16 protein-coding genes and 1 pseudogene are annotated in these 18,691 nt (G+C 68.8%); 7 read left to right on the forward strand and 10 right to left on the reverse strand.

The features are described from left to right. Positions 1-21: 21 nt before the first annotated feature. Both NE2_RS19055 and NE2_RS19060 read right to left on the reverse strand, forming a co-directional pair. On the reverse strand, positions 22-942 hold the full coding sequence (locus NE2_RS19055) for an SDR family NAD(P)-dependent oxidoreductase (protein WP_030514553.1): 921 nt from the start codon (positions 940-942) through the stop codon (positions 22-24). A gap of 69 nt (positions 943-1,011) precedes the next feature. Then, the gene (locus tag NE2_RS19060) at positions 1,012-2,235 is read right to left on the reverse strand and encodes a cytochrome P450 family protein (RefSeq protein WP_245931469.1); all 1,224 of its coding nucleotides are present in this window, start codon (positions 2,233-2,235) and stop codon (positions 1,012-1,014) included. Positions 2,236-2,515: 280 nt separating this feature from the next. On the opposite strand from NE2_RS19060, the gene NE2_RS35770 reads away from it, so the two are divergent. Continuing rightward, positions 2,516-2,665: a hypothetical protein gene (locus tag NE2_RS35770; RefSeq protein WP_157110946.1), complete on the forward strand. Its 150-nt coding sequence runs from the start codon at positions 2,516-2,518 to the stop codon at positions 2,663-2,665. Positions 2,666-2,683: 18 nt separating this feature from the next. Here NE2_RS35770 and NE2_RS19065 read toward each other — a convergent pair whose 3' ends face one another. Both NE2_RS19065 and NE2_RS19070 read right to left on the reverse strand, forming a co-directional pair. After that, positions 2,684-4,486: a thiamine pyrophosphate-requiring protein gene (locus NE2_RS19065; RefSeq protein ID WP_063028023.1), complete on the reverse strand. Its 1,803-nt coding sequence runs from the start codon at positions 4,484-4,486 to the stop codon at positions 2,684-2,686. Positions 4,487-4,600: 114 nt separating this feature from the next. Continuing rightward, the gene (locus tag NE2_RS19070; protein ID WP_063028025.1) at positions 4,601-5,581 is read right to left on the reverse strand and encodes an SDR family oxidoreductase; all 981 of its coding nucleotides are present in this window, start codon (positions 5,579-5,581) and stop codon (positions 4,601-4,603) included. 230 nt (positions 5,582-5,811) lie between these two features. On the opposite strand from NE2_RS19070, the gene NE2_RS19075 reads away from it, so the two are divergent. The 5 genes and pseudogenes from NE2_RS19075 (at position 5,812) to NE2_RS19095 (ending at position 12,551) form a co-directional block, all read left to right on the forward strand. Beyond that, a complete protein-coding gene (locus NE2_RS19075) occupies positions 5,812-8,730 on the forward strand; it encodes an FAD-binding and (Fe-S)-binding domain-containing protein (RefSeq protein WP_084494165.1) in 2,919 nt (972 codons plus the stop codon). Next, positions 8,727-9,833 carry an enolase C-terminal domain-like protein gene (locus tag NE2_RS19080; RefSeq protein ID WP_063028027.1) on the forward strand — a complete coding sequence of 369 codons (1,107 nt, stop codon included), beginning with the start codon at positions 8,727-8,729 and terminating at the stop codon, positions 9,831-9,833. The genes NE2_RS19075 and NE2_RS19080 overlap by 4 nt, the downstream gene beginning before the upstream one ends. Before the next feature lie 38 nt (positions 9,834-9,871). Beyond that, a pseudogene (locus tag NE2_RS36590) lies at positions 9,872-10,446 on the forward strand (Orn/Lys/Arg family decarboxylase); the annotation flags it as partial. 90 nt (positions 10,447-10,536) lie between these two features. Continuing rightward, on the forward strand, positions 10,537-12,168 hold the full coding sequence (locus NE2_RS19090; RefSeq protein ID WP_063028031.1) for an ABC-F family ATP-binding cassette domain-containing protein: 1,632 nt from the start codon (positions 10,537-10,539) through the stop codon (positions 12,166-12,168). Positions 12,169-12,308: 140 nt separating this feature from the next. Then, on the forward strand, positions 12,309-12,551 hold the full coding sequence (locus tag NE2_RS19095; protein WP_051042699.1) for a helix-turn-helix domain-containing protein: 243 nt from the start codon (positions 12,309-12,311) through the stop codon (positions 12,549-12,551). Positions 12,552-12,621: 70 nt separating this feature from the next. Here the strand turns inward: NE2_RS19095 and NE2_RS19100 are convergent, their stop codons facing one another. Continuing rightward, a complete protein-coding gene (locus NE2_RS19100) occupies positions 12,622-13,122 on the reverse strand; it encodes a cupin domain-containing protein (RefSeq protein WP_030514543.1) in 501 nt (166 codons plus the stop codon). 71 nt (positions 13,123-13,193) lie between these two features. On the opposite strand from NE2_RS19100, the gene NE2_RS19105 reads away from it, so the two are divergent. After that, on the forward strand, positions 13,194-13,697 hold the full coding sequence (locus tag NE2_RS19105; RefSeq protein WP_174553958.1) for a MarR family winged helix-turn-helix transcriptional regulator: 504 nt from the start codon (positions 13,194-13,196) through the stop codon (positions 13,695-13,697). Between the two features lie 7 nt (positions 13,698-13,704). On the opposite strand, the gene NE2_RS19110 is transcribed toward NE2_RS19105, so the two are convergent. The 5 genes from NE2_RS19110 to NE2_RS19130 all read right to left on the reverse strand — a co-directional run bounded on the left by NE2_RS19110 (position 13,705) and on the right by NE2_RS19130 (position 18,586). Further along, a complete protein-coding gene (locus NE2_RS19110) occupies positions 13,705-14,664 on the reverse strand; it encodes an MvdC/MvdD family ATP grasp protein (RefSeq protein ID WP_063028033.1) in 960 nt (319 codons plus the stop codon). An 11-nt stretch (positions 14,665-14,675) separates the two neighbouring features. Then, entirely contained in the window at positions 14,676-15,149 is a 474-nt protein-coding gene (locus NE2_RS19115) for a hypothetical protein (RefSeq protein WP_228817436.1), read from the reverse strand. Positions 15,150-15,324: 175 nt separating this feature from the next. Next, the gene (locus NE2_RS19120; RefSeq protein ID WP_227462786.1) at positions 15,325-15,729 is read right to left on the reverse strand and encodes an acyl-CoA thioesterase; all 405 of its coding nucleotides are present in this window, start codon (positions 15,727-15,729) and stop codon (positions 15,325-15,327) included. A gap of 86 nt (positions 15,730-15,815) precedes the next feature. Further along, positions 15,816-17,966, reverse strand: a complete 2,151-nt coding sequence (locus NE2_RS19125) for a prolyl oligopeptidase family serine peptidase (RefSeq protein ID WP_228817434.1) — start codon at positions 17,964-17,966, stop codon at positions 15,816-15,818. 53 nt (positions 17,967-18,019) lie between these two features. Next, a complete protein-coding gene (locus NE2_RS19130; RefSeq protein ID WP_030514537.1) occupies positions 18,020-18,586 on the reverse strand; it encodes a TetR/AcrR family transcriptional regulator in 567 nt (188 codons plus the stop codon). Positions 18,587-18,691 lie beyond the last annotated feature (105 nt).

Below are 18,691 nucleotides of genomic sequence, written 5' to 3' on the forward strand. Positions count from 1 at the left end.
GCTAGCGGAAGGTGAAGCGGCTCAGTCCGGATGCGCAGCGGTGAGACGTTCGGCGCACTCCCACACCTCGCGTTCGCGAGCCGGATCGTAGGACTCGGGTGAGGACTCGGTGACCCGGTGGCGATCGATGTAGCTGCCGGACTCGGCCCGGACGGATCCGGTGACCACTGCGGCGAGGCGCCGGCCCGCGGTCTTCGGCGTGCTCGCCAGCGGGGTCCAGGTGAGCGCGCGGGCGAGGCGGCGGGCGGCGAAGCGCTCCAGGCGGCCGGCGTTGCGGGTCAATTCCGTGCCGGGAACGAAACCCGGGTTGTAGGAAAGGATCTCGACTCCGGCAGGAAGCCGGCGCGCGTACTCGTGCACCAGATAGATCATGGCGAGTTTGCTCGTCGAGTACGCGGTGCGGCCCGCTGCCGTACTCGACGGATCGGCGAAGGCGCCGGGGTGGGCCAGCACATCGGGGGAGTGCCACACCGGGCCGGGCACCATGCCCAAGTTGTGCCGCAGATCGCCGAAATGGGTGTCGCTGACGGTGATCACGATCCGCGACGGCACGACGAAGCGGTCGCCGAGCAGGCGCAGCAGCAGGTGGTTGGCCACGACGTTGACAGCGAAGGTGGCCTCGAGTCCGTCCTCGGTCGCGATGGTCGCGTCGGTGTACTGGATGCCGGCATTGCCGACGAAACCGGCCAGCGGCGGCACCTCGCCGCGATCGAGCATGTCGTGAATTCGCCGCGCCGCCGAACGGATACCGGCCAGCGACGCGAGATCGGCCTCCACATGCGAGGCCGCGTATCCCGCACCGGACAGTTCCGCGCACACCTGTGGTCCGGACGCGCCGCGCGCCAGCACCAGCAGGCGGGTATCGGGTGCGAGGCGCAGGATCTCCCGGGCAGCGATCCGGCCGATTCCACGTGTCGCGCCGGTCATCACGAGGGTGTGCATGCCACGACGGTAGCTCGCGCGCGGCTCGTGCGCCCGGCAGCGGATCGCCGCTCCGCCGTCGTGGGCCCGCTAGCCGAGCGCGCCGCGCAATGGCGGCGAGGGCGGGAAGGTGACCGGTAGGGCGGTCAGGGCACGGTGGAAAGGTCCTGGGCGCCAGCGAAGTTCGCTCACCGGCACGGCCAGCTCGATATCCGGCAGCGCGTCCAGGAGCTGGTCGACGGCGTCCTGGGCGACCAGATAGCCGATCTGCCGGGCCGGGCAGGCGTGCGGCCCGGCGCCCCACGACAGATGGGAGCGGTTCCCGTTGCGGTCGCCCTCGCGCACCTGCGGATCGTTGTTGCAGGCCGCGATGCCGATCAGCACCGGCTGATGCGCGGGCAGCCACACGTCCTCGACGAGCATCGGCTGCCGCGGATAGCTCGCGCAGTAGTTCACCAGGGGGGGATTGTTGAACAACACCCAGTCCAGCGCGTCGCGGGTGGTCAGGGCGCCACCGAGCAGGCTTCCGGAGAACCGTTCGTCGGTCATCATCAGCAGCAGGGCGTTGGCGACCAGATGCACCTGCGGTTCGATCCCGGCGCCGAACAGGCTGACCAGCTGGTTGATGACCTCCTCGTCGTCGAGACCGCTGTCGTGTGCGATCAGCCGCGAGGTGATGTCGTCGCCCGGGTAGGCGCGCTTGCGATCGGTATGTTCCTGCAGTGCGGCGGCCAGCATCCGGTTGCCCGCGGCCGCGTCGCCGGTTGCGTCGAAGATGGCGGCCATCCCGGCCGCCACCCGCTTGGCGATATCCGGTTCGATGCCCAGCATCGTGTTCAGGTTGGCCGACACCAGCGGATGGATGTACTGGGTGAGCAGATCGGCGTGGCCGTCGGCGCTGAAGGAGTTGATCAGCGGCATCGCGATCTGCTCGACGACCGTGTGCACCGTGTGCAGATCCACCCCATCGATGGCGGCGACGTTGGCGGCGCGAAAACGCGCATGCTCGGGACCCGTATTGCGCAACGCATTCGGGCGCCACTCGAGCATCGGCAGAATCGGGCTGTCGGCCGGTACGGTGCGCTGCCAGGTACGCGGGTCGGCCGGGAAATGCTCGGGATCGTTGAGTATGCCGACGGCGGCCTGATAGCCGATCACCAGTGTGGCCGGCACTCCGGGGGCGAGCTCGATCGGAGCGAAGGAGCGGTGGTGGCCGCGCATTCGGTCGTATCCGCCGCGCGGGTCGGCGGCGAATTCCTCGGTGTAGATGGGAACACGCGGTCCATCCGGGGCGATCGGTGAATTGTGTGCCACGGGGCACCTGTTCGACGACGATTCCAGCGAATGCGGCGTGGTCACAGAAGACAACTCCAAACGGTCGTGGTGGACGACGACGGCGGCAGCGGCCACCGTCGTGAAGCCAAAAGCGTTGGACCGAACCATAATCTGAGGTACGGGGGCCGATGATACCTACCGGCGTGCCGGTTGCGCAGCGGAAGCCGGGCATCGGCCACGTGGCCGACGCCCGGCTTCCGGGCCAGTGATGTGGTAGTGGCTCTGTCGCTTCGTGGCCGATCGTCGCAGACTGGCCGCTATGACAACTCTGCTGATCATCGCGGTCGTGGCGGCGGTGGCGGCCTGCCTGTTCGACAGCGTGGCACCGGGCGCCGACCGCGAGCGGTTCCGGTGCGTGCTACGGCAAGCCAGGCATTCGCTGACCGATTGGGATGCCGCGCGCGAGTAGGTCCGAGCGCGGCCGAACTCATCGGTCGTCGGAGCGACCGCCCGGCAGGAACTCCTGTGCCTTCGTTTTCATGCCCTGAGCGACCAGATGCCAGGCGTTCGGATCGCCACGCAGCACCGCTTCGGCAGTCGCCTTCATCTGATCCCAGGTGGCGTGCGGCGGGATCGGCGGCACCTCGGGATCACAGCGCACGTCCAGCAGCGTCGGGCGGTCGGCGGACAGGGCGCGTTCCCAGGCCCCGGCCAGTTGCTCCGGGTCGTCGACCTCGATCGCCGCGAGTCCGAAACAGCGCGCCGCGTCGGCGTACGAAATGTCCGGAAGCGATTGGGAATCCTCGAATTTCGGTGAACCGCCCATGGACCGCAGTTCCCAGGTCACCTGGTTGAGGTCGTTGTTGTGGAAGACGCACACCACCAGTCGCTTGTCGTCCCAGCGTTCGGCGTAGCGCGCGATGGTGATCAGCTCGGCCAGCCCGTTCATCTGCATCGCGCCGTCACCGACGAGTGCGACCACCGGCCGGTCCGGATGGGCGAACTTGGCGCCGATCGCGTACGGCACGCCGGGGCCCATGGTGGCCAGCGTGCCCGACAGCGACCCCCGCATGCTGCCGCGGAACTTCAGGCACCGCGCGTACCAGTTGGTCGACGATCCGGAATCGGCCGTGACGATGGTGTTGTCCGGAATCTGTTGCGACAGTTCCCAGACCACGCGCATCGGGTTGACCGGTTTCGCGGCCAGCGTCGACTGCCGTTCGACGGTTTCCCACCACCGCGCCACATTCGACTCCACGGTTTCGCGCCAAGACCGGTCACTCACCGGCTTCAGCAGCGGAACAAGCTCGGCCAGAGTGGCTTTCGCGTCACCGACCAGATTCACCTCCGTCGGATACCGCATGCCGATCATGGTGCCGTCGATATCGATCTGCACCGCCCGGGCCTGGTCCAGCTCAGGCAGGAACTGGCTGTAGGGGAAGTTGGAACCGACGATCACCAGGGTGTCGCAGTCGCGCATCAGCTCGTAGCTGGGACGGGTGCCGAGCAACCCGATCGCACCGGTGACGAACGGCAGGTCGTCGGGCAGCACATCCTTACCGAGCAGCGCCTTGGCCACCCCGGCGCCGGTGATCTCCGCGAGTTCGGTCACCTCGCGCGCGGCCGAGCGGGCGCCCTGGCCGACCAGGATCGCCACCTTGGAACCGGCGCTGATCACCTCCGCGGCGCGCTCGATCTCCGCGCGGGCGGGCACGACCACCGAATGCATCTCGGCGGGCGCGCTCGACGGCACCTGCTTGAATTCGTGCTGCGGCGGTTCGTAGCTCTCCTCCTGTAGATCCGCCGGAATGATCACCGCGGTGGGCGCGCGCCGGGTCCACGCCGTGCGGAAGGCGCGGTCGAGGGCGTTGGGCAGCTGCTCGGCGACATTGACCTCGACGAGATATTCGGAGGCCACATCCTTGTACAGGCTCTGCAGGTCGATCTCCTGCTGATAACTGCCGCCCATCGCGCTGCGCGCGGTCTGGCCGATGATCGCCACCACCGGCACATGGTCGAGTTTGGCGTCGTAGAGGCCGTTGAGCAGATGGACCGCGCCCGGGCCGGACGTCGCCATGCACACACCGACGTGCCCGCTGAACTTGGCGTAGCCGGTGGCAGAGAACGCCGCCATCTCCTCGTGCCGGGCCTGAACGAACGTCGGACGGTCGTCGGTGCGCCCGAAAGCCGCGACGAGACCATTGATTCCGTCGCCGGGATAGGCGAAAACCTCTTTCACGCCCCACTCGTTGAGCCGGGCCACGACGTAGTCAGCAACCTGTTGCGCCATATCCTCTCCTGTCCTGTCCGGGTCGATCCCACGGGAATTGCCCTGCGTGCCCTGGTCGCCGGGCGGGTACCCGCGGCGGTCGAACTCAACCGCGGCCGACCGGCCCGTTCGCGGTCAGTGCCGGGCCATCCGGGCGACGGAACCGGCCACCGATTCGACACAGCGCGACATCCACGCCTGCGGGCTGTGCCGGTGGGCCCGGCCGTCGAAATCACCGTGCGCGCCGAAGTCGTGGCCGTCTTCGTCGTCGAGCGGGCGCCACAGGTTGTCCGGCCGGTCGGTCTCCTCGGCGTCGGTCTGCTGCGAGTCGTAGCCGGTGCGCGCCAGATAACGGTCCAGCACCGCCGGCGCGAGCCGCTGCGCGACGACCGTGCCGACCGTGCTCGCGCCCACCCAATACTGCTTGCGTTCCGGATGCTCGGCCGCGAAGGCGATGGTGTCGGCCACCACCTCGGGCTGGTAGATCGGCGGCACAGGCTGCGGCTTCTTCGGCAAACGCGAACGCACCCAGGAGAATTGGGGTGTGTTGACCGCCGGCGCCTGCACGATCGTCACGTGCACGTCACTGTGCTCGTGCATCAGCTCCACCCGCACCGCCTCGAGAAATCCGTTGACCGCGTGCTTGGCGCCGCAGTAGGCCGACTGCAACGGAATCGCCCGCTCGCCGAGCGCCGACCCGACCTGCACGATGGTGCCGCGGTTACGCGGGCGCATCCGGGCCAGCGCCACCATCACCCCGTGCACCGAGCCGAGATAGGTGACCTCGGTGACGCGGCGATACTCCTTCGGCTCGATCTCGGTGAAGGGGGCGAAGACCGAGGTGAACGCCGAATTCACCCACACGTCGATCGGACCCCACTGCTCTTCGACGCGGTCGGCGGCCGCCTCGACGGCGTCGAAGTCGGCGACGTCGGTCGGGATCGGCAACGCCGTACCACCGGCTCGTTGCACGTCCTTCGCCGCGGCGTCCAGTCCGGCGCGCCCGCGGGCCAGCAGCGCCACGCGGGCACCGTCGGCGGCGAAGCGCCGCGCGGCGGCGCGCCCGATTCCGGCGCTGGCTCCGGTGACGACGACTACGGGTGACTGCGCGCTCACTCGGTCTCCTCTCTCGCGCGGTTGTCCGGCGCCCCGCCGAAGGCCGCGGCAGGGACGTCGCATCTGCGGCGTACCCGCGCCGCGCGCCGTTATTCGGGCCGGGATCGCCTGCCATCGTGTCCGATTCGTCGGGTGTGACCTGCGGTCGACCGGGTATTCGCGCGATGTCCGGCCGCCCGCGGCGAGGTGCGGCCGCACCACATCCGGCCGACCACGACAGGGGTGCACGAATGGCGATTTCGGATCGCGCGGCCCGCCCGCACCGCGGCTCGAATCGAGACCGATGGCCGCTGCAGGCACTCGAAACCGCCCTGAAGGAGGCGGTCGACGGGGAGGTCCGTTTCGATTCCGGAAGTCGCGCCACCTATTCCACCGACGCCTCGAACTATCGCGCCCTGCCACTGGGCGTGGTTGTTCCGCACACACCGGATGCCGCCGCGATCGCGGTCGGAATCTGCCGCGGCCACGACGTCCCCTTACTCTCCCGTGGCGGTGGCACGAGCCTCGCCGGGCAGAGCTGCAATACCGCGGTCGTGATCGACTGGACCAAGTACTGCCACCGGCTGCTCGGCGTCGACCCTGAAACGCGCACCGCCGTGGTCGAACCGGGGATAGCGCTCGATCCGCTCAATCAGCAGTTGAAGTCGTCCGGGCTGATGGTCGGCCCCAAGCCGTCGACTCATGTCAGTTGCACGATCGGCGGAATGATCGGCAACAACTCGTGCGGTGCCACGGCACAGGCCTACGGAAAAATGGTCGACTCCGTGCGCCGGCTCGAGATCCTCACCTATGACGGGCTGCGGGCCTGGGTGGGTGCCGAGGACCCGATCCCGGGCGCGAATCCGGAGGCCGACGAGCTGGTCCGCCGGCTGCGGGAGATCCGGGACCGCTACGCCGACGACATCCGCGCCGCGTATCCGGACATTCCCCGCAGGGTCTCCGGATACAACCTGGACGCGCTGCTGCCGGAGCGAGGATTCGATATCGCGAAGTTCCTCGTCGGCAGCGAAAGCACACTGGTGACCGTGCTGCGCGCGGAGATCGAGCTGGTCCGGGTGCCGGCCGCCAAGGCGATGGTCGTGCTCGGCTTTCCCGACGTCTATCACGCCGCCGACGCGGTCTCCCGCATCCTGCCGCACGACCCCGCCGCCCTCGAGGGCCTCGACCATCGCCTGGTCCAACTGGAGCACAGCCGGCATCTGGCGGCGAAGGCCATCTCCCAGTTGCCCGACGGGAAGGCTTGGCTGATGGTGCAATTCGACGGCGACAACCAGAAACAGGCCGACGCGCGGGCGAAGAAGATGATCGCCGATCTCGAACGCGCCACCGGCGCGAGCTCCACCATCCTGGACGATCCCGACCGCGAGGCCGAGGTGTGGGCCGCCCGCGAGGCCGGACTCGGCGCCACCGCCTATCCGCCCGACGGCCCGGAAACGCACGAGGGATGGGAGGATGCCGCGGTCCCGCCCGAGCGGCTCGGCGACTATCTGCGCGACTTCGACGCGCTGCTCGAGGAATTCGGATACGAATCCAGTTCGCTCTACGGGCATTTCGGTCACGGCTGCGTGCACACCCGCATCCCGTTCGACCTGCGCACCGCTGACGGGATCGCGCACTACCGGCGCTTCGTCGAACGGGCCGCGCGCCTGGTGAGCCGCTACGGCGGGTCGCTGTCCGGCGAGCACGGCGACGGCCAGTCGCGCGCCGAACTGTTGCCGATCATGTTCGGCGACAAGGTGGTTCGCGCCTTCGGTGAGGTGAAGGCGCTGTTCGATCCGCGCAACCGGATGAATCCGGGCAAGATCGTCCAGCCGCATCGACTGGATTCGGATCTGCGCCAGGGGAGCGACTACCGGCCGTGGGAACCGGTGACGCACTTCGCCTTTCCCGACGACGACCACCGCTTCAGCGAGGCGGCCGGACGCTGCGTGGGTGTCGGCAAATGCCGCGGCGAGAGCAGCGGGGTGATGTGCCCCAGCTACCGCGCGACGCGGGAGGAGGAGCATTCCACCCGCGGGCGGGCCCGGCTGCTCTTCGAAATGCTGCAGGGCGAGGCGATCACCGACGGCTGGCGATCCACCGAGGTGCGCGACGCGCTCGATCTGTGCCTGGCGTGCAAGGGATGTCGCAGCGATTGCCCGGTCGATGTCGACATGGCCACCTACAAGGCCGAATTCCTGTCCCACCACTACGAACACCGGGTCCGGCCGATGGCCCACTATTCTATGGGCTGGATTCCGCTGTGGGCCCGGCTCGGCACCTCGATGGCTCCGCTCGCCAACGCCGTGACCCACACCCCGGGCCTGCGGCGCCTGGTCTCGGCCGCGGGCGGCATCGCGCAGGAACGGGAAATGCCCCGCTTCGCGCGCAGCCGGTTCACCCGCACCTTCCGCAACCACACGAGCTCCACCACCGGCGAGCGCGGCACGGTGCTGCTGTGGCCCGATACCTTCACCAACAATTTCGAACCGGGAATCGCCGAAGCCGCGGTGACGGTGCTCGAGGCCGCGGGCTTCTCCGTGATCGTGCCCGAGCGCACCGTCTGCTGCGGTCTGACCTGGATCTCCACCGGCCAGCTGCCCACCGCCAAAGGCGTGCTGCGCCGCACGTTGCGGGTGCTGGCGCCGCAGTTGCGCGACAGCACGCCGATCGTCGTCCTCGAACCCAGCTGCGCGGCCGTGTTCCGGGCCGATCTGCCCGAACTGCTCTACGGCGACCAGGACGCCGAGCGGCTGTCGAAACAGACCTACACTCTCGCCGAACTGCTGGCCGAGCGGGCGCCGGACTGGAACCCGCCGCACGTCGACACCGCGGCCATGGTGCAGCCGCACTGCCACCATCACGCGATCATGCATTACGACACCGATCGCGAACTGCTGTCCTCGACCGGCGCCGACGTGCAGGTCCTCGATGCCGGATGTTGCGGTCTGGCAGGCAATTTCGGCTTCGAACGCGGCCACTACGACGTCTCGGTGGCCTGTGCCGAGGACAAGCTGATGCCGGCGGTGCGCGAGCGCAATCCGGGCACCGTGGTGCTCGCCGACGGATTCAGCTGCCGGACCCAGATCCGGCAGCTGCAACCGGACGCCGATCCGCGCCACGCGGTCGAACTGCTGGCGGCGGCGCTGGCGGCGAAGGGCCAGGGATGAGTGCGGCGACCATCGACGAGTCGGTCCGGGTCGGGGTCTACCGGTTTCCGACGCCGGAGCCGGAGGCCGACGGCACCCTCGAATGGGAGGCGACCACCGCGGTGACCGTCGAGATCGACGCGGGCGGGCAGACCGGGCTGGGGTGGACCTACAGCGGCGGCGCCACCGCGGCGATCGTGCGCGAGGTGCTCGCCCCGGTCCTGGCCGGGCGTTCGCCGTTCGATATCGGCGACTGCCGGATCCGGATGCAGCGCGCCTGCCGCAATCTGGGCACCGCCGCCGTCGTCGCACATGCGCTCAGCGCCGTCGACATCGCCCTGTGGGACCTGAAGGCGCGCCTGCTCGGCGTGCCGCTGACCCGGCTGTTCGGCGGGGTGCGCCCGGCGACACCGGTCTACGGCTCGGGCGGATTCACCACCCTCACCGACGATGAGCTGGGTGAGCAGATCGACGGCTGGCTAGCGGCGGGGTGCCGGTGCGTCAAGATCAAGATCGGGGAGGATCGTGGCGAGCGGACCGAGCGGGACCTCGAGCGGGTGTCTTTCGCGACCGGGCTGCTCGGTGACCGCGCCCGCCTGATGGTCGACGCGAACGGCGCTTACTCCGCCGCTCTGGCCCGCCGGGTCGGCGCCGACCTCGACCGGCACCGCGTGATCTGGTTCGAGGAGCCCGTCACCAGCGACGATCCGCCCGGGCTGGCGTTGCTGCGGGCGGCACTGCGCTGTGATGTGACCGCCGGCGAATACGTCTACCGCCACTACGACGCGGCCGCGCTGATCGGCTCGGTGGACTGCCTGCAACTCGATGTGACCCGCTGCGGCGGCTACAGCGGCTTCCTGGAATGCGCTGCCCTCGCCGCCGCGCACGGCCTGGACATCTCCGCCCACTGCGCGCCCTCGCTGCACGCCCCGATCGTGTCCTCGTTCGCGCATCTGCGTCATGTGGAATGGTTCATCGACCACGCCCGGCTGGAGCCACTGCTGGTCGACGGCGTGCCCGAGGTCCGCGACGGTGTACTCGCGACCGGCCGCGGCACCGGGCACGGTATGCGGCTCGCCGACTCGGTCGGAAAATTTTCGGTCGGCGGCGCCGACCGGCAGTGACCTGGTGCGCCCGGGCGGCCGAACGAGCCCTGACCGGGCTCGACCGCATTCCCGGCATCTCGGTGATGGAGGACGAACCGTTCGGCGCGCAGGCCTCCCACGACGTCGATCGCATGCAGGTGCTGATGGACGTATCGGGCACCGGCGCAACGGGTTTCGAGGTCGCCGACTGGCTGCGCCAGCATCGCCGCATCGATATGGGGCACAGCGACCATCGCCGGATCCTGGCGACGCTGTCGATGGCCGACGACGCCGACACCGTCGACGCGCTGGTCGGCGCCATGACCGCGTGCCGGGTGCGGTACCGCGGTTCCGGCCCGAGCCCCGCCGACATCCACGTGCCCGCACCGCGCGAACTACAGCTGGAATCGGTGATGAACCCCCGTGACGCCTTTCTTCGGCCCGGAGGAGACGGTGCCGTTCGAGAAGGCCGTCGGCCGCATCACCGCCGAACAGGTCACGCCGTATCCACCGGGTATCCCGGTGATCGTGCCCCGGGGAACTGGTCGACGCCGCGGTCGTGGACTACCTGCGATCCGGAGTCGAGAACGGGATGAATGTGCCGGATCCGGCCGATCCGAGCTTGCGCACGCTGCGGGTGGTGGCCGAGTGACCGTCGACGGCCGGTAAAATGGGTGGTTCTGGTGTGTCCGAGGGATGCACAATCGAACCGTTTGCCCCCTTACCGTGCTAGGAGACTGTTGTGATCACCGCGACCGACCTGGAGGTCCGGGCCGGAATCCGCACCCTGCTCACCGCGCCGGGGTCGGCGCTGCGGGTGCAGGCCGGTGATCGGATCGGTCTCGTCGGCCGCAACGGCGCGGGCAAGACCACCACCCTGCGCATCCTGGCCGGTGAGGGAGAACCCTACGCCGGCAAAGTGATTCGCTCGGGCGAAATCGGCTATCTGCCGCAGGATCCGCGCGAGGGAAATCTCGACGTGCTGGCCCGCGACCGCGTGCTCTCGGCGCGGGGACTCGACAAGCTGATCCGCGATATGGAGAAGCAGCAGGCACTGATGGCCGAGGTCGTCGACGACGCCGAACGCGAGAAGGCGGTGCGCAAGTACGGCCGGCTCGAGGAACGATTCTCGGCACTGGGCGGCTACGTCGCCGAGAGCGAGGCCGCCCGGATCTGCCACAGCCTCGGTCTGCCGGATCGGGTGCTCGGCCAGGCCCTGCGCACGCTATCGGGCGGTCAGCGCCGTCGCATCGAGCTGGCGCGCATCCTGTTCTCCGCCTCCGACGGCTCCGGCGGCAAATCCGATACGACGCTGCTGCTCGACGAGCCCACCAACCACCTCGACGCCGACTCCATCACCTGGCTGCGGGGCTTCCTGCAGAACCACGACGGTGGCCTGATCGTCATCTCCCACGACGTCGATCTGCTCGCCGACGTGGTGAACAAGGTGTGGTTCCTCGACGCCGTGCGTGGTGAGGCCGACATCTACAACATGGGCTGGAAGAAATATCTCGACGCCCGCGCCACCGACGAACAGCGCCGGGTCCGCGAGCGCGCCAACGCGGAGAAGAAGGCCTCCGCGCTCAAGCAGCAGGCGGCCAAACTCGGTGCCAAGGCGACGAAAGCCGCTGCGGCACACCAGATGGTCAAGCGCGCCGAGCGCATGCTGTCCGAACTCGACGACGTGCGCGTGGCCGACAAGGTGGCCCGCATCAAGTTCCCCGAACCCGCTCCCTGCGGCAAGACGCCGCTGATGGCCACCAACCTCACCAAGCTCTACGGGTCGCTGGAGATCTTCACCGGCGTGAACCTGGCCATCGACAAGGGCAGCCGGGTCGTGATCCTCGGCCTCAACGGCGCGGGCAAGACGACCATGCTGCGTCTGCTCGCCGGGGTCGAGCCGCTGACCGCCGGGCAGATCGATCCGGGCCGCGGCCTGCGCATCGGCTATTTCGCGCAGGAGCACGACACCCTCGACGACAACGCCACCGTCTGGGAGAACATCCGCCACGCCGCACCCGATGCGGGGGAGCAGGACCTGCGCGGGCTGCTGGGGGCGTTCATGTTCACCGGCCCGCAGCTCGACCAGCCCGCCGGCACCCTGTCCGGCGGTGAGAAGACCCGGCTCGCGCTGGCCGGCCTGGTGTCCTCGGCGGCCAACGTGCTGCTGCTCGACGAGCCCACCAACAACCTCGATCCGGTCTCGCGCGAACAGGTCCTCGACGCGCTGCGCAGCTACGCGGGCGCCGTCGTTCTGGTCACCCACGACCCGGGCGCGGCCGAGGCCCTGAACCCGGAACGGGTGATCATGCTGCCCGACGGCACCGAGGACCACTGGTCGCAGGACTACCTGGAGCTGATTCAGCTGGCCTGAGCGTGGCGAATGCTTCCTGCGACGCGCCGAGACACGCCGAAAGATCCTCGCAATCGGTGAGTTTCATCACAGTGAGGCGTTGATCACTGCGGATCGAGTGTCTAGCCTGGAATGAGGCTGCACGGCGACCGGAGGAAGCCATGAGTGACAGGCCCGCACAGGGGAAGTCGATGTTGGGTAAGGGCACGCGCGTCACGGGCAAGTCGCGCGACCGGCTGCAGACCCAGCTCAAGAAGCAATACGAGGCGGGCGCCAGCATTCGTTCGCTGGCGCGGGAGACCGGCCGCTCGTACGGATTCATACACAACGTGCTCGTGGAGTCGCATGTGCAACTCCGCAGTCGTGGTGGTGCCAACCGGCGCAAAGCGGTCAGCAAGGCCTGACCCGCCCACTCGCCCGAAGCGGCCGATCGGCTTCCGCGGTCGTCGGCGTCTTCTGCTGCTCCGCCGGAGGTCACGCGCGGTGGGCGTTGCGTTCGGCCCACCACTGCGGCGCGTCGACGAAGTGGTTGTCGTATTCGTCCTGGGTGGCGGCGAGTTCGGCGAGGGTGGCCTCCCCGGAGGCCACTCGCTCGAGCAGCCGGAAGTAGCCGAAGCGCTGCACGGCCGGGGTCAGCGCGATCAGGATCCGCGCCGGTGAACCGGGGGCGGCGCCGAAGGCGTGCGGCATGAACCGCGGCACCGTGATCGCGCCACCCGCGGCGACCGTCGTGATCTGCTCGCCCGCGAGCACCTGCAATTCGCCCTCGGCGACGTAGAACAGCTCGTCGGACAGCGTGTGGTAGTGCGGAGTCGCCCCGTCGGCGCCGGGGGCCATCGTGACCTCGAGCGTGCTGACGCTGCCGCCGGTGCGGTCGGAATCCAGCAGCAGCCGCATGGTCACAGCGTCGGTCGCGCGCACCTCGGCCTCGGCGGGCTGGACGACGGCGGCGGGAATGCGGGGTGCGGTGGTCATCGGATCTCCCAAAGTAATTCGCTATCGGATAGTTCGCTACCGAACTATATCCCGTCGAATAGTATGTGTCCATGGCTGGACGACAGACCGATGCGGTGGATGCGATCGTGGCGCAGTGGGAGCGTGAGCGCCCCGACCTGGATCTCGCGGCGATGGCGGTGCTCGGCCGCCTCGGCCGCCTGTACGTCCTCGCCGAGCGCGCGATCGACGCGGTGTTCACCGCGCACGGGCTGCAGCGCGGTGAGTTCGATGTGCTTGCGGCACTTCGTCGTTCGGGTGCACCGTTCGAACTCACCCCGTCGGTCCTGGCCGACACCCTGATGTTGTCGCGCGCCGGCATGACGGGCCGCCTGGACCGCCTGGAATCGGCCGGACTGGTGCGCCGTATCGCCGATCCCGCCGACCGCCGCGCGGTCCGGGTCGCGCTGACCGAGGCCGGTCGCGCCCGCGTCGACGAGGTCGTGACTGCGCACACCGAAAACGAGACCCGTCTGCTGTCCGGGTTGTCGGTGCGCGACCGGGCCGAACTGGACCGGATCGCGCGGCTGCTACTGGCCGAACTGGACCGGCCGTGACACCGGCTCAGCCGGAGACCATCGCCTCACCGTGGACGAGGAACTGAGCGAGACTGGCGAAGATCGGCAGCCCCGTCTTGATCTCCAGGTACGCGAACTGCCCCTGCGGATTCACCTCGAGAAAGTAATACTCGCCGTCGAGTCCGAGTCTGATGTCGAGCACGCCGAAGACCAGTCCGAGCGCACCCATCAGCGTGGTCAGCGACTTGCTCACCGAGGCCGGCAGCCGCTCGGGCGTGAAGGCCACCGAGGTGTCCAGGCGCGAATCCACCCATCCCACACCGGATTGCGAGTCGATCCGCACCGCCCATTCGACGCCGTCGATCCACACCACCCGCAGATCGCATTCGGCTTCGACATAGTCCTGGAAGGTGGTCGGCGCCGAGCGGATGGTGTCGAACCGGCCGAGATCCTCGCTGCTCACGATGCGGGTTTCGGAGAATTCGGAGCGGCCGGTGCCGGTCCGCTTGTAGATCACCGACCCGCCGCGGGAATCGACGAAACTACGGGCCTCGTCGGGATCGTTGGTGATCAACGTTTCCGGGATCGCGAAACCGCTGCGCCGGGCCGTGTCGAGTTGCACGATCTTGCGGGTGGCGGTGCGGTCGGCGCCGGGATCGTTGACCCAGACCGCCGGTATCGACCAGAGCAGGCCCTGCAGGAACCCGTCGCATTCGGCCTGCCGGAAATCGTCGTCGCCGTCCAGGAAACCGCCGGGCACCTGGCACGGGCGGGGCCGGCGCCACCAGACGGCAGTCACGTCGTCGAGACCGGCGATATGCGACATCGAGCGAGCGGCGCCGGCCCGGTCGAGCCGGAAACTGCCGCATTCGCGCGGAAAATCGCGCATATCCAGACGAATCGGACTGAGCCGGTACATATTCCGCAGCATCGAGGCCATCGCGTCGGCGTGCAGATCGCCGGTCTCCGCGACGATCAGCACGGCACCCGGCGACCGGGCACTCATCGAACGGCCCCTCAGTCCAGGCTGTCGCAGGCGGTGCCGTCGTCGCTGCCACCGCCGCTGCGAGTCTGGCTGTAGCTCACCGTCGCACCGGCGGCTCCCGGGGCGGGCGCGACGTCGAGCCGCCGGGCCCACTGGTCGGTCAGCCGGGCCAGCAGATCGTCACCGACGGCGGGGCTGGGACGAGGCGGTAGCGTCAGCGGGCGTTCGGTGAGCTGAATGCGGCGCCGCTGCGTGAAATCGGCTGTGGCGCCGGGCCGTATCCAGACGAGCACGGGGCGTTCCGCGGCGCCGGTGCCGGCGTCCGGGGATCCGTCGCGCAGCCGGAGGACGTCGTCGCGACGGAGAGTCCAGATTCCCTCGGCGACGCGGACGCTGATGGTGTCGCGAGATTCGGCGACCAGGCGACCGGACAGCGGTGGCGCCGGGTGACGGGGTAGCGGGCGCGGCCGGGTGCGTTCGGGTACCTGGCGGCGGGCATCGTTCATGGGCTGGACTCCGATCTGCTCGCAATTTGCCCCGGAAGTCGAGCGTGATCTGGATCATAGCCCGCCGCGGTGCCGGGCCGGTTCGCAACGAAAGATTTCCGGTGCAAACTCGGTGCCCTGGCCCGGGCGCGGAAAACACTATCGCCGAAAGCGATTCGGTTGAGCTGTCAACGGGTCACAGGCCGAGCACATCGGGGGATTCGGCAAGCTCGAGGAAGCGTTTACCCGGGTTCGACACGAGTTTGCGCGCGTCCAGATCCATCAGCCCGAGCACGACGGAGAATTCCGCGGAGACGGTCCCGTCCAATTTGCGGATCTGCTGGTCCATCCAGAACGCCTTGCCCTCGCCCCAGCGGCATTCGCAGGTCACGGTGATCTCGTCGCCCAGATGCAGCTCCCGCCGATACTTGACGGTGGATTCCAGAACCACCGGACCGAGTCCGGACAGCCGCATCTTGTCCGGGACCAGACCGGCCGCGCGCAGCACCTCCCAGCGGGCGTGCTCGGCGTACTGGTGGTATACGGCCTGGTTGAGATGGCCGTTGACGTCGAGTTCGTAACCGCGGACGGTGACGGGCACAGAGAAGGTCATATCCGAGGCGAACGGGTGCCGTGTTCCCGGTATTTCCGGATCGAGCGTGGGATCGGTCACCGTCCGGGCGGCGGCTACATGAGTCGCCGCATCAGATACGTGTACTCGAGCGCGCTGGTGTGGGCCTGCTCCTCGCGGTCGGCGCCCGCACCGTGGCCGCCCTCGCCCGCCTCGTAGAACAGATACGGATCGCCGAATTCGGCCAGCCGCGCGGCGAATTTGCGGGCGTGCTGCGGGCCCACCCGGTCATCCTTGGTCGTGGTCCAGACGAACGGTTCCGGATAGTGCGCGCCGCGTCGCAATTGCCCGTACGGCGAGATGGATTCGAGAAACGCCCGCTGAGTGGGATCGTCGACGCTGCCGTACTCGTCGACCCAGGAGGCGCCCGCGGCGATCTTCTCGTAGCGCATCATGTCCAGCAGCGGTACCTGGATGTCGACGGCGTTCCACATCTCCGGATGCTGGACGAATTCGACACCCGTGAGCAGGCCGCCGTTGGAGCCGCCCTGGATGCCGAGCCGCCGCGCGCTGGTCACGCCGCGGGCTACCAGATCCTTGCCGACGGCCGCGAAATCGTCGAACGCCCGCTGCCGGCCGGTCGTGCGCGCGGCCTCGTGCCAGGCGGGCCCGAACTCACCGCCGCCGCGGATGTTCGCCAGGACGAAGACACCGCCGTGATCGAGCCAGAGCCGGCCGAGCAGTCCCTGATAGGACGGAGTCTGCGACACGCCGAAACCACCGTAGGCGTACATCAGGGTGGGGTTCGAGCCGTCGAACGCCATAGCGGCGGCGTGGACCACGAAATACGGCACGGCCGTGCCGTCGGCCGAGGTCGCCTTGCGCTGCTCGACCACGTAGCGCGACGAATCGAACTGCGGCGGTGTGCTTTTCACCTGCCGGGCCGTGCCGGCGGCGGTGTCCACACTCCACAGCGTGGTCGGCACGAGGAACGAGGTCACCGAGAGATAGGCGCGATCGCCCGTCGGATCGGCGGTGACGGTGTCGACGGTCGCGTTGTCGGGCAACGGCACCGGAGTCGGCGACCAGCTCCCGTCCGGACGTGGCGTGTAGACGGTGGCGCGACCGCGCACGTCGTTCAGCGAGGTGACCACCGCGTGGTCGCGCGTGGTCTGCACACCACTCAGACTCTCCGACGGACCCGGAACATAGACCGGTGTCACCTGCGGCCGGGCCGGATCGGCGATCAGCCGGTCGGCATCCACCGACACCAGCGCACCCGACGGATAGGTCGTCGCGCCGACCGCCCAGTCCTGCCGTAGCGACACCAGGATGTGATTGCCGACGAAACCCGCGAGGTCCGACTTCGCCGGGAGCGCGGTCGGTACCGGGCCGGTCGCGGTGAGCAGGTCGACGTCGTGTTCGAAGAAGGTGCGCCCGCGTACGACGAGATCGAGCCGGCGGCCGGCGCCGTTGTCCAGCACGACCGGCGCGGTCGACAGCTGATCGGTCCGCTCGCCCCGCGCGAGTTCGGTTGCGGCGTCCAGGGATTGGCCGCGGCGCCACTGCCGGACGATATACGGGTATCCGGAGGCCGTCGTCTCGCCCGGCTGCCATTCCCGGGCGATCAGCACCGTATTCTCGTCGCTGAACGTGAGGTCCACCTTGCCTCGCGGCACCACGAATCCGCCCGGCACGAACTGCCGTGTGCCCCGGTCGAATTCGCGGACCGACACGGCGTCCTCACCGCCGTCGGACAGACTGATCAGGCACCGGCGATGGGTGACCGGATCGCAGTCGGCGCCTCGCCAGACCCAGTTCTTCCCCTCGGCTCGTGACAGCTCGTCGAGGTCGAGCAGGGTGGTCCAGGCCGGTTGCGGCGCTTCGTAATCGGCGGTTGTCGTCTCGCGCCAGATGCCGCGTTTGTGGTCACCGTCCTGCCAGAAGTTCTCGACGGTGCCGTCCTCGAAGCGTGGCATCGGGATCCGGTCGGATGTCTTCGCCAGCGCCGTCGCCTGCACGAGATTGTCGGCGTAGCGCGGATCGTGTTCGAGCACGTCGAGGGTCCGGCGGTTCTGTTCGCCGACCCACGCCTGCACGCGCGGACTGTCGAGTTCTTCGAGCCAGAGATACGGATCCTGCGGTGAGGCGCCACCGCCGCACGCCGCGGCCAGCACGGCGATCGACAGCAGGGCCGCCGCGCGCCGCAACGAGGTACGCGGCGCACCGCCGGCCAATCCGTGTCGTCGTCCCCGCCCCATGATCATCAGCACATGGTACGGCGAATCCGGCCCGGGCACGGACGGTTGTCGCGGCCGGTTCACTCCCGGCGGCGAACCGACGCCTCCACGAGATCGAGTACGGCCGTGAGGTTTTCGTTGACATGACCGGAGGCGATGCGGGCGATGAGGCCGTCGAGGACGAGATCGAGATAGCCGAGCAGCACGTCGGTGGGAACGTCGTCGCGCAGCGCGCCGGCCGCCTTGCGGCGTTCGAGGCGGGCCAGGGTGGCCGCGGTCAGCTCGGCCGAACGCTGGGTCCAGCCGGCGGCGAATTCGGGATCGGTGCGCAGTCGCCGGGCGATCTCGAGGCGGGTGCCCAGCCAGTTGTACTGCGCGGGATTGTCGAGCATCTCCCGCATGACCTGCACGATGCCCTCGTTGGCCGCGACCTCGGCCATCCGTTCGGCATCCTCCTGGGCCAGTGCCAGGAACAGGGCGTCCTTGTCCCGGAAATGATGGAAGATCGCGCCGCGGGACAGCCCGATCGCCTCTTCCAGGCGGCGGACGGTCGCACCCTCGTACCCGAATTCGGCGAAACACCGCCGCGCCCCGTCCAGAATCTGGCTGCGCCGGGCGGCGAGGTGATCGTCACTGACCTTGGGCATGGGCTCCTCCAGCGGGGAATGCACGGACCCCCGCGCCGGGACGATCCGGCGCGGGGGTTCTCACAGTACGAGCATGAACGCGTAGATCCTGCAGCGGCGCAACGC

The sequence above is a fragment of the Nocardia elegans NBRC 108235 genome (assembly GCF_001612845.1).
Taxonomy (GTDB): domain Bacteria; phylum Actinomycetota; class Actinomycetes; order Mycobacteriales; family Mycobacteriaceae; genus Nocardia; species Nocardia nova.

Excerpts from the sequence above, each read along its gene's own strand:
- NE2_RS19115 (WP_228817436.1), bottom strand. The coding sequence starts at position 15,149 with ATGAACGATGCCCGCCGCCAGGTACCCGAACGCACCCGGCCGCGCCCG.
- NE2_RS19075 (WP_084494165.1), top strand. The coding sequence starts at position 5,812 with ATGGCGATTTCGGATCGCGCGGCCCGCCCGCACCGCGGCTCGAATCGA.
- NE2_RS19100 (WP_030514543.1), bottom strand. The coding sequence starts at position 13,122 with ATGACCACCGCACCCCGCATTCCCGCCGCCGTCGTCCAGCCCGCCGAG.
- NE2_RS19080 (WP_063028027.1), top strand. The coding sequence starts at position 8,727 with ATGAGTGCGGCGACCATCGACGAGTCGGTCCGGGTCGGGGTCTACCGG.
- NE2_RS19125 (WP_228817434.1), bottom strand. The coding sequence starts at position 17,966 with ATGATCATGGGGCGGGGACGACGACACGGATTGGCCGGCGGTGCGCCG.
- NE2_RS19130 (WP_030514537.1), bottom strand. The coding sequence starts at position 18,586 with ATGCCCAAGGTCAGTGACGATCACCTCGCCGCCCGGCGCAGCCAGATT.
- NE2_RS19110 (WP_063028033.1), bottom strand. The coding sequence starts at position 14,664 with ATGAGTGCCCGGTCGCCGGGTGCCGTGCTGATCGTCGCGGAGACCGGC.
- NE2_RS19095 (WP_051042699.1), top strand. The coding sequence starts at position 12,309 with ATGAGTGACAGGCCCGCACAGGGGAAGTCGATGTTGGGTAAGGGCACG.
- NE2_RS19055 (WP_030514553.1), bottom strand. The coding sequence starts at position 942 with ATGCACACCCTCGTGATGACCGGCGCGACACGTGGAATCGGCCGGATC.
- NE2_RS35770 (WP_157110946.1), top strand. The coding sequence starts at position 2,516 with ATGACAACTCTGCTGATCATCGCGGTCGTGGCGGCGGTGGCGGCCTGC.
- NE2_RS19065 (WP_063028023.1), bottom strand. The coding sequence starts at position 4,486 with ATGGCGCAACAGGTTGCTGACTACGTCGTGGCCCGGCTCAACGAGTGG.
- NE2_RS19105 (WP_174553958.1), top strand. The coding sequence starts at position 13,194 with ATGGCTGGACGACAGACCGATGCGGTGGATGCGATCGTGGCGCAGTGG.